The organism is Lactobacillus jensenii DSM 20557 (genome assembly GCF_001436455.1).
Lineage (GTDB): Bacteria > Bacillota > Bacilli > Lactobacillales > Lactobacillaceae > Lactobacillus > Lactobacillus jensenii.
The window spans coordinates 1-14558 of record NZ_AYYU01000028.1 but is presented as its reverse complement, the minus strand read 5'-3'; the positions used below and the strand labels follow the sequence as shown (position 1 = coordinate 14558).

Annotated in this window: 23 protein-coding genes; 6 read left to right on the top strand and 17 right to left on the bottom strand. The window is 30.3% G+C overall.

The window, feature by feature from the left end; genetic code table 11:
• Positions 1 to 66: 66 nt before the first annotated feature.
• The 13 genes from FC45_RS07780 to FC45_RS06625 form a co-directional block, all read right to left on the bottom strand.
• A complete protein-coding gene (locus FC45_RS07780) occupies positions 67 to 240 on the bottom strand; it encodes a DUF6440 family protein (RefSeq protein ID WP_155403115.1) in 174 nt (57 codons plus the stop codon).
• A gap of 14 nt (positions 241 to 254) precedes the next feature.
• On the bottom strand, positions 255 to 989 hold the full coding sequence (locus FC45_RS06690) for a hypothetical protein (RefSeq protein ID WP_048587983.1): 735 nt from the start codon (positions 987 to 989) through the stop codon (positions 255 to 257).
• 240 nt (positions 990 to 1229) lie between these two features.
• Positions 1230 to 1424, bottom strand: a complete 195-nt coding sequence (locus FC45_RS06680; RefSeq protein ID WP_021351307.1) for a hypothetical protein — start codon at positions 1422 to 1424, stop codon at positions 1230 to 1232.
• 212 nt (positions 1425 to 1636) lie between these two features.
• Positions 1637 to 2158 carry a helix-turn-helix domain-containing protein gene (locus FC45_RS06675; protein WP_021351308.1) on the bottom strand — a complete coding sequence of 174 codons (522 nt, stop codon included), beginning with the start codon at positions 2156 to 2158 and terminating at the stop codon, positions 1637 to 1639.
• A gap of 25 nt (positions 2159 to 2183) precedes the next feature.
• A complete protein-coding gene (locus FC45_RS06670) occupies positions 2184 to 2699 on the bottom strand; it encodes a single-stranded DNA-binding protein (protein WP_024272976.1) in 516 nt (171 codons plus the stop codon).
• A gap of 2 nt (positions 2700 to 2701) precedes the next feature.
• Positions 2702 to 3181, bottom strand: coding sequence for a hypothetical protein (locus FC45_RS06665; protein ID WP_021351310.1), 480 nt, complete (start codon positions 3179 to 3181; stop codon positions 2702 to 2704).
• 18 nt (positions 3182 to 3199) lie between these two features.
• Positions 3200 to 3673, bottom strand: coding sequence for a hypothetical protein (locus tag FC45_RS06660; protein ID WP_048587982.1), 474 nt, complete (start codon positions 3671 to 3673; stop codon positions 3200 to 3202).
• Positions 3674 to 3689: 16 nt separating this feature from the next.
• Positions 3690 to 4286: a hypothetical protein gene (locus FC45_RS06655; protein ID WP_048587981.1), complete on the bottom strand. Its 597-nt coding sequence runs from the start codon at positions 4284 to 4286 to the stop codon at positions 3690 to 3692.
• Entirely contained in the window at positions 4273 to 4563 is a 291-nt protein-coding gene (locus FC45_RS06650) for a hypothetical protein (protein WP_021351199.1), read from the bottom strand. The genes FC45_RS06655 and FC45_RS06650 overlap by 14 nt, the downstream gene beginning before the upstream one ends.
• A gap of 263 nt (positions 4564 to 4826) precedes the next feature.
• A complete protein-coding gene (locus FC45_RS06640) occupies positions 4827 to 5942 on the bottom strand; it encodes a hypothetical protein (RefSeq protein ID WP_021351197.1) in 1116 nt (371 codons plus the stop codon).
• A 10-nt stretch (positions 5943 to 5952) separates the two neighbouring features.
• On the bottom strand, positions 5953 to 6294 hold the full coding sequence (locus tag FC45_RS06635) for a hypothetical protein (RefSeq protein WP_021351196.1): 342 nt from the start codon (positions 6292 to 6294) through the stop codon (positions 5953 to 5955).
• A gap of 17 nt (positions 6295 to 6311) precedes the next feature.
• Positions 6312 to 6584 carry a hypothetical protein gene (locus FC45_RS06630; RefSeq protein WP_141117398.1) on the bottom strand — a complete coding sequence of 91 codons (273 nt, stop codon included), beginning with the start codon at positions 6582 to 6584 and terminating at the stop codon, positions 6312 to 6314.
• A 248-nt stretch (positions 6585 to 6832) separates the two neighbouring features.
• Positions 6833 to 7075, bottom strand: coding sequence for a helix-turn-helix transcriptional regulator (locus tag FC45_RS06625; RefSeq protein ID WP_021351194.1), 243 nt, complete (start codon positions 7073 to 7075; stop codon positions 6833 to 6835).
• A gap of 155 nt (positions 7076 to 7230) precedes the next feature.
• On the opposite strand from FC45_RS06625, the gene FC45_RS06620 reads away from it, so the two are divergent.
• From FC45_RS06620 to FC45_RS06600, 5 genes are all read left to right on the top strand, one after another.
• On the top strand, positions 7231 to 7623 hold the full coding sequence (locus FC45_RS06620; protein ID WP_021351193.1) for a helix-turn-helix domain-containing protein: 393 nt from the start codon (positions 7231 to 7233) through the stop codon (positions 7621 to 7623).
• 189 nt (positions 7624 to 7812) lie between these two features.
• Positions 7813 to 8538: a helix-turn-helix domain-containing protein gene (locus FC45_RS06615; RefSeq protein ID WP_021351192.1), complete on the top strand. Its 726-nt coding sequence runs from the start codon at positions 7813 to 7815 to the stop codon at positions 8536 to 8538.
• Complete coding sequence (locus FC45_RS06610) at positions 8528 to 9205, top strand: helix-turn-helix transcriptional regulator (RefSeq protein ID WP_057706481.1); 678 nt, start codon at positions 8528 to 8530, stop codon at positions 9203 to 9205. The genes FC45_RS06615 and FC45_RS06610 overlap by 11 nt, the downstream gene beginning before the upstream one ends.
• A gap of 222 nt (positions 9206 to 9427) precedes the next feature.
• Entirely contained in the window at positions 9428 to 9679 is a 252-nt protein-coding gene (locus FC45_RS06605) for a hypothetical protein (protein WP_021351300.1), read from the top strand.
• Positions 9679 to 10089, top strand: coding sequence for a type II toxin-antitoxin system death-on-curing family toxin (locus FC45_RS06600; protein WP_048587979.1), 411 nt, complete (start codon positions 9679 to 9681; stop codon positions 10087 to 10089). The genes FC45_RS06605 and FC45_RS06600 overlap by 1 nt, the downstream gene beginning before the upstream one ends.
• Positions 10090 to 10227: 138 nt before the next feature.
• Here the strand turns inward: FC45_RS06600 and FC45_RS06595 are convergent, their stop codons facing one another.
• The 4 genes from FC45_RS06595 to FC45_RS06580 form a co-directional block, all read right to left on the bottom strand.
• On the bottom strand, positions 10228 to 10509 hold the full coding sequence (locus FC45_RS06595) for a hypothetical protein (protein WP_151117850.1): 282 nt from the start codon (positions 10507 to 10509) through the stop codon (positions 10228 to 10230).
• A 638-nt stretch (positions 10510 to 11147) separates the two neighbouring features.
• Positions 11148 to 11507 (bottom strand): hypothetical protein, encoded by a 360-nt coding sequence (locus FC45_RS06590; protein WP_057706479.1) that lies wholly within the window; start codon positions 11505 to 11507, stop codon positions 11148 to 11150.
• A gap of 11 nt (positions 11508 to 11518) precedes the next feature.
• Complete coding sequence (locus FC45_RS06585; RefSeq protein WP_021351295.1) at positions 11519 to 12736, bottom strand: ParM/StbA family protein; 1218 nt, start codon at positions 12734 to 12736, stop codon at positions 11519 to 11521.
• A gap of 414 nt (positions 12737 to 13150) precedes the next feature.
• The gene (locus FC45_RS06580; protein WP_006585551.1) at positions 13151 to 13534 is read right to left on the bottom strand and encodes a hypothetical protein; all 384 of its coding nucleotides are present in this window, start codon (positions 13532 to 13534) and stop codon (positions 13151 to 13153) included.
• A 149-nt stretch (positions 13535 to 13683) separates the two neighbouring features.
• Between FC45_RS06580 and FC45_RS06575 the strand changes: the two genes are divergently transcribed.
• Positions 13684 to 14037 carry an ImmA/IrrE family metallo-endopeptidase gene (locus FC45_RS06575; protein WP_057706476.1) on the top strand — a complete coding sequence of 118 codons (354 nt, stop codon included), beginning with the start codon at positions 13684 to 13686 and terminating at the stop codon, positions 14035 to 14037.
• Positions 14038 to 14558: the final 521 nt, after the last annotated feature.

The window sequence follows — 14558 nt, the reverse complement described above, 5'->3', positions numbered from 1 at the left end:
GAAACTGTCAAATTTTTTGTGTAAATAGATTTTTCTCGTAGATTGATTTTTTAATCTTTTATTTAATCAAAGTAGGATTCTAAGGTATCCTGAACCTGAAATATTGGTTACAATTTTTCCAGTCGTATTAAGACGTGGCGTTAGTGCCACTCCAGAGTCGGTAATAAATAATATATATTCAACACCAGTTTCCTTATCAATAGCCTTTTTAAAACCCATCATATCTTGTAAGTATTTCATTAATAAACCTCACTCTATTCTCTTTCTCTCTTTTCTACCGCTAACAATTTCAGCAATTGGACTTTTATTAGTTTCATATCAAGTCGTTTATGAATTCCATAAATTAGAGAAATAAATGATATCAATAAAGGAACTAAAGCCAAGCTTCTAAACATGCTTGGGAGAAGTTGAATACTTGAAAAGAGATAAAGAAAGATACCCAGTAAATTAGGAATAACTATCATAAAAGATATAAAATTTGCTAATTTTACATCTCTCCTTGACTCTTCTTGCAATTTATTTGAAACCCATATATAGACATATTCGTCCATATAATTTGGAGGTAAAAGATAGTATTCATCTGATGATAATTCAACTCTGATTTTATTAAATCCTAGTTTACCCAATCTTTCTTTAGTCGCATTATCAAGTCTGTCAGTTACTAGATCCGTTATTTGATTTTTGAAAATCAGAAATTGTTTATCACAATGATCTTTAACTGCAATATTCTGTAAAGTATTTAAAATTTGTTTCTTTAACCGAGTAAAATCAAAATAAGAATCTAAAATTATCAACTTATCTGCAACATCAGAATTGGAATCAATTTTTGTATTCTGCTCAATAGCATGATCAATTGCTGAATTTAAAACTATATCAAGTCTCCCTCGGTTAATAATCTTTTCTGTTTGCTTCTCTGCTTGACTAAATAATCGTTTCTTTTCACTGATAAGACGTGATGCTTTTTCATCAAGATCTTTATTTGATATCATTCTGATCTACTTTCTAATTTTGCTAACCTAAAATACTTAAAAGTTTTTCAATAAAAAATTAAATATCTTAGATCCGATGAAATAAATTACCAATGGAACAATAATCATAAATAAAATCACATATATAATTAATTCTGAGATCATTACCTGATGATCAGAAAATAACCAATAAATATATATAGAGATCGCAAGAATATACCAAATAACAAGCAAAAGAATAAAAAAGGAATCTACATTCATTTAATCGATTTTCTCCTTAATAAGTCTATTAATATGCAAAATCATTAGAGCAGTAAAAATTATTGCAACTAATGAAATAAATCCATTGGCTTGTCCTTGAAAAATAGATATTAAATATGCGATTAAAAATGTAACCACAATAAGATCATCTACAAATATCATTAGAAAATGCGGATATCTTACTTTTCTTTTCATCTTTCTCCTCACTGTTGTTTTCTTTTATTTTGATAATTCAATAACGCAACAAACTATAACCGAACACATAAATACAATTTGAACTATTAGCAACGTATCTCTGCTATACTTCTGCTTTTTAAGTAAAAATGTATATATGATTTGCAACAGTATTAAGCCGAAAATATAAAAAAATTGTATTTTCATAATCTTCCCTTTGATCAATAACTTTTTTAATTTTTCATATACCAGTCTGAATGGAAATAATATAAAGCTCTTTTAGGTACATCATGCCAGCAATATTTTTCTTTTCCTGATTTAATGAAAAGACCGTTTTTTCGCAACTCGACTATCTTCTGCTTATTGCTCATATGTGTATTGAGTCCAAAATAATTGAATACGCTTTTCAAATTATTGGAAAACATAAGCGAGTCCCCATATTTGTTTATAACTTTATATGCAAAATTGGGCTTGGTTTTTAGTCTCTGCTTTTTAAGCAGCCTCTGAACATGTCTTTTGCTAAGACCAATACGTTTACCAATTTGAACAGCATCGTAACCTTCTTCAAGCAAACTTATAATTGCTTTTTGTTGATCAGCAACTTCAGGCTGCAGCTTTAGAATCTTTTCGCCTAAGGAGTGAAGTCTTCGTAAATTTTCATCATCATCAGGAGCCTGTAAAACTGTCCTGTACTCATGCTCTACTTCTTCGACTAGGTGTAAGAGTTTACTATTTGGTTTAACTGAACTAGACATTTGCTCCTATACCTCTATTTATTATTTAAAAAGGTACATCTAAATCATCGTCTAAGCCGAGATCATCTAAGCTAGTAAAGTTGCTATCATCAGTAGATTTCTGATCTTCTATCCCAGTTTTCTTCCCTTCGGAGCTTTTTCCGCTTTGATCTAAACTCATATCATGACTAGCGCCTTCCGAATCCGTTGAAACGTTGCCCAAATTATTGTTTTGTTCATCTTTATGCTTAGGGCGAGCTAGAAGGTCAATAGAATTAGCAATGACTTCAGTAATGTACTTCTTTTCTCCATTCTTATCAGCATATGTATTGCTAGTAAGTTTTCCAGTGACGCCAATTAAAGTTCCCTTTTTAGCGTACTGATGGCATACTCTTGCCCAATTTCCAAAAGCAACAATTCTAAAGAAATAAACAACTTCCTTGCCATTACGGTCTCTGTAATCATTCACAGCAATATTAAAAGTCGCAACATCTTTTCCAGACTTAGTAGCTTTTAATTCAATATCCTTTGTCGTTCTTCCCGTTAAATTTACACTATTCATAATTAAGCCTCTCTGTTCTCCGCTACCCATTTTTGACTTGCTTCAGCAAATTTTGGATCTCGGCTGTCAAATTTGTAATAAACCTGAGGTCTTTGACCTACACTCTTTTTAATGTCCCTGATTACATGGCTATACCAATACCGAGCATTGCCAATCGGAATTTCAGACAAATCTTGGAGAAATGCATCAACACACTCTTGATCAAATTTCACCAGTTGTTCAGGAACATTCGATTTCATATCAATTTGATCCTCAATTGCTTTTAAAGAAACACCTGATTCAATATCAACGAGTGCAGCTGTAATTATGGCTTTTCCTTCACTGTTGGCAGGAGATTTCTGAATATGAGCAATGCCCATCTGTTTATCCAAGTACTCTATATCAACACTTGGCATTGCCACTTTTACAAACTTTTTCAAATTATCGGCCCATAAATAAGCAAGATAACCGTAAGTACCAATATAAATATCTACCTGTGCCATTATTCTATTTGCTCCTCTTTAATTTAATTCTCGTCCCAATGTCCATCTTCCTTTAGCCAATCTTGATTTTTGATCTGCATCATTAACTAAATGAATTTCTGCAGGTCTATCAATACCCGGTCTGATAGCATCTAATATGCTTAAATAAACATCAGCAGGATTTCCAGCAGTAAAGATATTCAGATTGGTTCTAGTATAATGATCAATCAATTGGTTATCCAAAGAGGCCAAATCAGAGTCAAAAATATATCCGCCATAGCCACTGGAATTCAACGTATCTAAAGGTGTACCTGTTTCAATATCAACTAAAACGGCCACAATTTTATTCATGTCAAAATCAATATTATTTGCAATTCCAAGAGATATATTTTTTAGAACATCGAATTGAATTTCTTTCACTACAACTTTTTTAAATTTATGTTCTTTTGATACATAAAGCCAACCTAAGTAACTTTTGCCAGTCCATTTTGAAATTAATTTTTTATTCGTCATTTTCTCTTCTCCCAATTTAACTGATTTCCATTCTTCTGCTTTTAGGACTCTTTACGTGTACTTTGCCGTGCAAATGACTAACGTACTTACAGCCAAACGGCAACTCAATCCAATATGCTTTAATAGGCTGGGTTAAAATGCCCTTTTTAGCCAATTCATTTTGGTTTTTATATTTGAAATCAAAATATTGATAAGCATCTTGCATGTCAGTTACGTATAGCTGAAACTTTCGATCAAAGCTGAAAAGATTCCATTTGAAAATGGTATTGTCTGCCGAAGATTTCAAAACTGAACTAATCCAATACATAGGTATCAACGTTTTAGAGCAAATCTTCGCGTCAGAATAACCGCACATTTTCATGAAAACAATTATCCTTCGCCACTTTGCAGGCAATTTAGAAAACTGATCTCTTCTGATTCGGTCACTTATCTCGTTATAATTATTCGGCATTTGAAAGTGTTCAAGCTGTGCTAATGCTTTTTGAAAATCAGAATCATTGCTAGGTACGTTTAGCAACCCATTGTATTTATTGCTGAGCTGTAGAATTTTTTTATCAAGAACCTCAATTTGACGATTTGCAAGTTGTAATGGTCCAGAATTAACTTTTCCCATCTGTTGCTCCTTTCAAATCAGTTAAAGATAATTTTTGTCCTTTGCGATTGATTACAAATTTGTAAGTTTTATTCTCTAACTCAAATCTCACTAGAGCAGGATCAGCGATTAAAATCATAGGCTTGTCCTGATCATTTAATTTTTGAACACCAATATCTTTCATGATTTTATAAACGCCTACTTTGGTCCAATCAACTTTTTTAGCCAAAGCATGATTATCTCGTGCCTTTAAAGCATCTAGCTTTTCTTGAACCGGTTCTTCGCGAACTAAATACATTACTTATCCTCCCTTGCTTTTTGAAACGCATTAATGAGCGTTAACACGGTTGTTAACGCAAAAACTATGATTATCGAAATCAAAATAAACGGTCGCATCACATTTTCTACGCTTAAATAAGACTTGCTGCCAATCGGAATAAGCAATAGTAATAGAGCCACTATGAGCACCATTCCGGATTGTTTCCAAAGCCTTTTATACTCAAAAAACGACATTTTGAAACTTTCCAAAAACTTTCCTCTCAAAAATACTCCTCCAATTAGCTATTCCAACAGATCATCAATTCCCGAATCATGATAGAGTTGCTTAGTTTCTTCAGCATTCATTGTGAAATCACTATTCTCGGTATCTTTAAATTCTGATGTTTGAATCGACGTTGAACTATTTGAATTTTCTTTAATGTCTTTTTCATCATCACCTTCAATTGCTCTGATAGTCTGTTTCCACTCTTGTTGCAACTCCTTTCTCGAAGTGTCAGTATTTTTTTTGACAGGGTGTTCTTTAGCATATTTATCCCAATCCATTACCTTACGTATTTTTTTATGCGACTGATTTGGCGAACTAGATCTTTTTTCGGATAAATCCAGTTCATCGTTAAAGCGACCTGCAAACCAATTGTTGCCATTTAGAATGTATCGGAACGATATATCATTAATTTTTAGGTACTTCAAATAGCATTCCAGTTTTGAGCGCATAAGCAGGTAAGTATGTTCACTTGGATTGTCTAAAATCCAATTTTTATAAAATTCAAATGCTTCACTTTCTCCAACTTTTTTTGGATATAAATTCCAGAGATTTTTAAAGTCGATTTCGATTTGTGACTCAATAATAGTAGTCTCTGTGTAATCTATGGAATTATCTTGGTAATCTCTTGGTATAGGTCCGGAAGAAACTTCCGAATCTAAATCGGAACTTTCTTCCGCTTGCATTTGTAAGTTTCTTCCGCTTGGATTAGGAACTTTCTTCCGTCTCGATCTGGAAGTTTCTTCCGAATGCATAGTGGTAGGCTTTTTAGCAGTATTTTCATTCGAAAACAATGAATTCAATTTGTCATAGTCAATCGAGTACCACTTTGTTCTATCAAATTTTGCTTTGTTAAAATTAGCAGTCAATATGATGCCTTTTTCAATAAGTGAATTAAAACGGTCTCTTACAGCTCTTTCGGTTAACCATGGAAATTGATTTTGCCACTCATCAATCGTGTTATATATCCACTTTCGACCTTCAAATTCATTATTTGAGCGTGATAGCCAATACTGAACTTGCTGAAGCATGACAGCTTCATTGATATTCTTAAGAGCAACCGCTAGTGAAGGTAAAACTTGTAGAGGAGGTTCATTAATTAATAAGCTACTTGTGTTTGATACTTTAATATTCATGTTCATACCTCTACTTGTTTCCCAAAAAACTATTTAAAATGTCATAATCAATTGAATACCAACTCTTTTGGCTAAACTCTGAACTAACAATTATGTGTTTCTTTTTTAGGGAATCTAAAAAAGCCATAATATCTTTTTCTGGAAGCCAGGGGAAAATCTCTTTCCAATCTTGAAATTCAATAGGTACCCATTTTTGACCTTCAATTTCTTTGTTCGCCTTTCGCAACTTATTTTGAAGAGCTTGAAGCACAATTGCTTCATGAATATCGCACAATTTAACTGCAAGTGAAGGCAATAATTGTAGTGGTTGTTCATTAATTAATAATGGACTTAAATTAATTGTTGTTGACATAATTTATTCCTTTCGTTTTAAAAAAGTTGTTTTGGATATCCAAAGAGTTCGAGCTCCAGTTTAAAAGTTTGACCAGTCACTAGATACTCTCGTAAGCCGTGACATGTTTCAGTAAGCTTGATTGGTAGAACTACTTGATTTTTGTAAAACAGATAGCAAACTGCCTCCTTTTCTCCATCTAATGTCCAGCCAATATTTCTCATAAAAGTCGGATCTTTTATCCTGCCTTTAGAATCAACGAGCGCAACGCTGACATAAAATCCTAATTGAAGTAGCTTAATTTCAAACATATTTTGGAAATCTTCTTTTTTTCGATTTTTAAAAATAAAATTCTGCATTTCTTTATAATCGGTGAGAAACATCCGCTGTTCCTTGGATTTATTTGCACAAATTGTATTTAAGTTCAGAACTATCATGATTTATTTGTAATTTTGTGTAAAATTAGCTATACTAGTTTTAAAAATGTTTATTCAAAACCTTTATTCCCAGAACTATTACGTCACTTGGTAACTTGACGTAATAGTTCTTTTTTTATAAATTATTTCTCTTTCAATCTATCGCTAAAAGCGTTATTACTTCCAAAAAAAATATATTCTAAAGGTATTTTGTAAAAATCTGCTAATCTTTTCATTTGCGCAAGTGTTAAATTGCTAGAGTCATTTTCCCAGCTTCTTAAAGTTGGAACACTAACGCTACCTTTTGCAGCCAGTTCCTGACTTAGATTCAAGCGTACCCTTAGATCCTTTAAAGTATGTTGCACTCCAATATCTTGATTTGCCATTATATCTCTCCTTCCAATCATTATTAATTTAATATATACCGCTTTTAGCGTTTTTACAAGATACTTTTTGCAAAAAGCAAAATTTGTTTATGCTTTTAGCGATATTACATGTTATTATATAGATACTTTTATTGGTAGAAGAGAAGGGGGATTATATGAGTGCAAACATCAATACTATTTTTAGTCAAAATTTTACTAATCTATTAAAAAATCGATTTAAAACTTTAGCAGATTTTTCAAAAGAAACAGATACAGCCTACTCTACCGTGTCTGATTGGAAAAATGGAAAGAAGTTGCCACGTGCGGGTGGTTTACAAATGATTGCTAATTATTTTGATACTGATATTCCTTACTTAATTACTGATCATACAACTACTAAATCTGAAGAGCCTTTAACTGAAATAAAAAATAACAATTGTTTACAATTTGAAGGTCAACGCATGACTCCAGACGAAATTAAATACATGACAACGCAACTTCAAATGTTTAGATTATATAAAAAAAATAATGATAAAGATCCCGAAAATAACGATAATCCTGATAAATAAAAAAGTCGCTATTCACTCTACCAAAAGTTATTAAGCGGCTTTTTGTTTGCTCTATTTTTCTTTCACAATTGTGGATTGCCTTCATCAGTCGTTTTACAGCTTTTACCATCTTTATTTAGAAAGCTAGTAAAGGCATTTTATAAAATATATACTTTTTTTAATACAATAATTACTTGAAAGGATAATTAAATGAAAAATTTAAGACTTAAATATATCAGAAGTAAAATGGGCTTTACACAAAAAGAATTAGCAAACTACTTACAAGAAGCAAAACATTTAAAAATATCACGAGGAACAATTGCAAAATATGAAAGTGGCGTCAATTTTCCCTCAAAAAGAACTTTAAAAGCTTTATCTAAAGCTTTAGAAGTATCTGAAGACTTTTTAGCAGGTAATGGTTTGCAAACTGAAGATATAGAAGATACACTGCTTAATCTTTTACAAAAAAACTTCTTTATTTCATACTCATATTCAAACTCAAATAATAGTACCCATAATGCTATCCATCATTATCTTGAATATTTAGAAAAAGAAAACGAGCCTTATAATTTCTACAAGGACAGTAATGGTGATTTAAACACTGTGCTAGTAAATACAAAATTTCCTAGATACAAAGAGATTGACAATTTTTGGAAAAATAATTTTAAATTTCTTTTTGAAGATAGAAAATTCAAAGAAACATTAATTGGATCTAATAAAACAGAGTTAAAAGAAGAAGTTATCCAAAGGATTAATGAAGAAGTTAATAAAGACATTAAAAATCACAATGTAACAACCTTTATTAATCTAATTGATGAAATAAGCCATAATATAAAACAAGCTGCCATAAAAGAAAGCAAAAATAAAATTTCAAAAAAAGAATTGTCAGACATTATCAATATACAAATTGAAAGAATACCAAGAAATGAAAAATAGAATCAAAGAATTAAGAAAGAAAAACAGTTATACACAAGAAGATTTATCTAAATTACTTAAAAATGAAGGGATTTCAGCTAATAGAACAACGATTTATCGATATGAATCTGGGGCACGAGTCCCTAGTGAAAAAACATGGAAAGGTCTAGCAAAAATATTTGATGTTCCAATAAATTACATAAAAGGCAATGGTCTTCAATATGACGAAATACCTAGCAAAATTTTAAGCGAATTAATTAATACTTATTACGATGACTTTGAAGATATCGTCTTTACTACACTGAAAAATAATATTAAATACTGGCTAATAACCAAAGAGGTAAAAAAAATTGCAGATAGTCTAGATTCAAAGTCATCTTTAACTACAGATTATGGCAAATTGTTTTGGAAAAACGTGTTTAGCTTTTTATTCAAACCAAATATTTTTAAAATAGCAGAGGGACAAAACACCATCTATTTACAGTGTAAAATGAATTCATTAATTGAACAAAAATTAAAAAAAGAAATTTCAAACAATAAATTTGTTCATAACTTTAGAGAGAAAGATGCGAAGCTTATGCAACAATTTTACAATTGTAATAATAAGTATACTTTTATTCCGGCAATTGATGACTTAATAAATTATTTACAATACTATAAAACTCAAATTCAAAGAGAGCAAAAATAGCCTTAATAACTTGCTGCTCCTCCTAATTTGAATTTACCAGTAGCTCCTAAGCACAAGCCACTAAAGATGTGGTGGCAATGTTTAATGCAAGCAACAATTTATTCTCCGTTTCCCACACCGTCTAGACTTAACCTACATTACACGACTTCCTTAAAATATAATCGTTGTTCCGACTGTCATTACATTATATAATATGGTTATAACAAAAAAGGAGGATCTATTATGTACAATAATGCCTTAAAAAATAAAACTAAACTGTTTAAAGCAGGAAATTCATGGAATTTTAGAGTTACCAGCAAAGATAGAAAAGCTCTTGATGCTGATCAAAATACTATTTTTGAAAAAATAATTGATCCAAATGGTCAAAAAATTATCTTCAAAAAAATGGAAGCCGTTGATCCTTCATTGGATAGCTTTATGGATACATTTTACCAAGAACATGGAGATTTGATGAAAGAATTAGAAGACAAATAATGTATTACGTCAATAAATTAACTTTTATCGCTATCAATAATGAAGTAGTAAAAAGATCAGATAAAAATACCTTCGGTGTACAGTATCCAGAAGGATTAGATATAATCACAGAACAGCCTAAGCAAGTTTTATTTGGACATGAACTATATCCTACTATATGGTTAAAAGCTGCTTTTATTTTGCAAAAAATTACAAAAAAACATATATTTTCCGATGGTAATAAAAGAACAGCACTTGCCTCTACTACTTTTTTTCTGTTTAAGAACGGCTATAAATTGAATTACACAAAAAATGAAGGACTGAAATTCATTCTTTATGTTACTAATAGTGATGATACAGAAGATATCATGAAATTTGCTGCCGATTGGTTAAAAGTACACAGTACAAAAATAATAAATAATAACGATTAAAAGCCACCCAAATTGGGTGGCTTTTGTCATTTATAGGCTTCTTTAGAAAGGAATAATAGTATATCAAGATTGCTTTTAAAAGTCAAAAAAGGAATATAGAAGCTGATCTTGTAGCATTCTATAGTCCCTTTAATTATATTAAATTGCTTGAATTAATTCTTCAGCATAAGCATTTAATTCTTTTACCGAACTAGATTTATGTAGTACGCATTCAATCTCATAAGCTAGAGCAAATAAATTTAATTCTTGATACTCCCAATTTGAGTTCATAAAGACCGCTCTATCTTCTGGAAAACTTACTGGAATGTACTTTGGATTAGCATCATCGAGCCATACGCAGCTAATCCCATTCTCTTCAGCATATTCTTCTAACTTAGCTACTAATGTCTTTTCTTTTTTGTCCATAATAAAAAAACTCATTTAATTCTACAACCGACAATTATTGGAGCTAGCTTCAATACAAGTGTTATAACTTTTAAAGCTTATCAGACTAAACGTAAAAAATGGGAAAGTTATACGTCTTTTTTGGATTTTTGAATAATTTTTTATACTGCACTGTTTCAATAATTTAAAAGCAAAGTATGCTTATCTATCTAGAAAAAGACCAGAAAATACTGATTCATCAATATTTTCTGGTCTTTTTCTTTTACTCTTAGTTGCACAGACACAAAGAATTTTATTCTTTGCTACAAAGCTCATTTTAACACATATAAAAATATGAATTCTTATATTTACTCATAATTTTGTACACAATTAATCTGTAATTAACTATTTAATACAAATGATTGCATAATCAATTACTTTGTATTAACAAATTGTTGGGTTATACATAAAAAATGTTCTTTGTATTTACAATTTAAATACAAGTTATTAAATAAACTAATACGTTATATTAGATTGTGATTGCATTGTTTAATATTTTGTATTGTATTGCTTAATACGCAACCAAATTGAATTGTAAAATAAATTCAATAAACTAAAAAAACTATTAAATCATGATATTAACAAGCCTGATTTAATTTTAATGTTTGATTTTTGTAACCAATTATCTTTATTAATTAAGATAATCCTTTTGTAAGACTATCATAATCCTGAATACTATCTTTTTTTCCCTTATTTGATTTATTTACATCAGTAGAAGCTACTTTTTTAGTCTTTCTAGGTAAATTATTATACTTATCTTTCTTCTCACTGTCATTTTCATCTGATGAAGTATCTACACCAGAAAACAAATTAACACTATTATTATCTATTGCATTGTTTATAAGGAATGTTTTTAAATCAACATTACCTATCTGATTGCCGACTAATTTAATGAGTGCCCTTATAGATTCACTTTGATTAGCTTGTGTACGTAGCCAATTATCTTCTTGACTATCTTTTTTTATTCTAACTATTAAGTTTCTAGAGTCCGACATATTTATCTCACCTATTTATTATTAATCGATTCATTTCGTGATGTTGCTATCGCTTTTAGCCCTATTAGGTTAGCATATGCAGCATACTTTTCTCCTAACCAAATAGTAGTTGCGGAAGACCTGTGATTTTCTAAAGTTGCTTTAATTTGTTGCTCCAAATCAGTACGTTCCATCAATGGAATCGAACCTCCACCCACTACATAGACAGCATCAAGGTTATCAGCAGCACCAAGAATACCATTAAGACCACTAACTATTTTACGGATTAGTTTTGGAGTAGCTGATTGCTCTGATTTTAGGGCAAAGTCTCTATTTTCTTTTTCCATTTTTGTAAAAGGTTTGCTGTTTAACAATTTCTTAAAAGCAACTACATCTTTAACCGTATAGCCGCCGCTTGATGCCTTTGGTAAATATTTCCAGGCACTAGATAAAACGTGTCCATAACCGTACTTAATACTTGAGGAATTAAACGCATCAGCTTCTCCATTTACAATTAAAGCCAATTCCGTAGTCTTAAATCCTATATCTATTACTAAGATAGTTTTATTATTACCCAATAATCTCGAAACCTCAATTGTTGGATATTTCTTATGAGTATAGTCAGTAATGTATTTTTTTAGATCATTAGTTGCATTATTAATGGCTACTACTGCTGCAACTTCCCCTTCTTTAAATACATCTACAGCTTTAAAATTTATTGTCACAGAAATTTTGTAATCAAAATTTCTAAACACGACAATATGATTATTATTCAAAAACATTCCTTTATAAAAATCTCTTACTGATGGTTCATTCTCAATCTCATCGATTGGTAAGTTTGTTGTCATTACGACACTAGCTTTTAAAGGTGAAAAAATGTCCTCTCCATTTTCGTAGGCATTTTGAACAACTTTAGCAGCAATAGTACTTAAAGGGACTATTTTTGCAGCGGGCATATGAGCTTTTCCAATTCGAGAATTAGTATCAGTTGTTATTCTCTCAATAGTTGAATTTTGTGCTGCATTACCAACTAAATAATGCTTCCCATCTATTTCGATATTCATTAAATTTAAAAGATTATCAATTGTATTTTTGACCGCATCTTGATCAGTATGATCAATTGGATTTTCAAAATCCTGTTCGATTGGAGAAATAACTGTAGGTTGAGTAGTTATCTCATTATCTATTGATATTTTTAGATCACCATAACCCAAATCATTTCCAACAACTAAAGTATTCATTTCTGCCATTTTTAATATCTCCTTTTTGGTTTGTGTAAATATAATTAATTAACAGATAATTACATTGTATTAATTTAATCAATACAGAATATTGCTAATGTAATTATTTATTAATTACATTTAATATAATGCAATACATTGTATTAATCAATAGAATACCACATATTTATTTATACAATACATAGTAATTATCCATTTAATAATGCAATATTTTTGCAATACAACGTAATTATCAAATATTAAACTTGTATTCATTTTATAATTACAAATTAAATTTTAATGCAATACAAAGGTAATGAGTACTAGGAATACAAATGATAATTAAACAATGCTATAATATTTATATCTCTTTTTTAAAAGGAAAATTTGTGTAAATACAAAAGGGACAGACTACTATTAGTCTGTCCCTTTTTTGCTACATTTTTAGTAACATTTTAACAATCGTAGCGGAATGCCATAGTAGCAAAACAAATCTTTATATGAATTAAATTCTATTTTATTTTTTAAAACATATCCTGAAATTAAACCTACTGAGTATAATTCAGCATTTTCTTCATTCTTATCTCTTTCAATTTTGAGCAAAGTTTCGTCTTTGTGTTTGTCATTATGTTCTAAGTGACCAATCAGATGGCCTATTTCAAAAGGTATTGCTTTTGCATGCTTCCAATTGATATTCATTACTATTTCTTTTGAATTGGTTAAAGTCAATCTACTATAAGGTTCATTATCTGGAGAACCATCAAACCAAAGACATCCTATACCAAGCTTCTCAGCATACTTTATTAGGTAATTAATTAAATCTATCATGTGTTTATCCTTTTAGTCACTTTTCTTGCCTTAACTTAAGCTTACCTGTATTCTCTTAGATTAGATAATTATGCTTACTAAAAGTAAAAAACTTATCAAATCCTTTAAATTGATCAAGATTAAGTATGTTTTGTATAGAAAGAGTAAAAATGTATCATAACTATTTAGACTTAATCGAATATTTACAAAAATATGCAGAAGAAAATAACATTGTATGCATATGGTGCGATACTTGTCCGGATTACATTCCGTGTTCAAGTACTGATGATCTAGTGATTTTCATGAATATAAATTGGAAATATCCTATGCAAATTCCCTTTGCATTAGGACATGAAGTTGGTCATATCATTCATGGTGACTATCATAGCTATGAAAAAAGTATCCAAGCAAAAAGGCAAGAGGAAGCTGCTGATTTATATTCCTTGGGACTAATTTCAGGATATTGTCTTAAACATAAGATTGATATAAAAACATGTGGCATTCCTATTTCTTTGCTACTTTAAAAGAGCTATCCAGTTTGAAATAGGAGATTTATCCTTACTATGATTACCAACTTGGCTTTTCACTTGAAGTAGATTAGGAAAATTTGATCTATTTCATTTCAAAAACATACCAAAAAACAAGGGAAGAACTGTGTCCTTCCCTTGTTACATTCATTTAATAAGGTAATTAAATATTAATCTTTCACCATATAAAGTGCCTTAGACAATGTAGTGCTGGCTTGACTTGAAATTTTACCTTACAGTGGTAAGATAGATTTCAAAGATGAATTTTATGGCACAGCACACACTGTTGTTGTCTAGAACCCTTGAGAGGTACGCCAATACCGATCAAGGTTTTTTTTATGTTCTTATTCAGTTGTTGATCTAAGTATTACTCTTTTTATATATAAAAACAAGTCCTAATTCGCTTTGCTATGAAGTCATTCTCTCTAAGTAATAAACAATTGTAGTAAACAAATAATTTACTACAACATATAATATACGACAATAAAGAAACTGTCAAATTTTTTGTGTAAATAGAT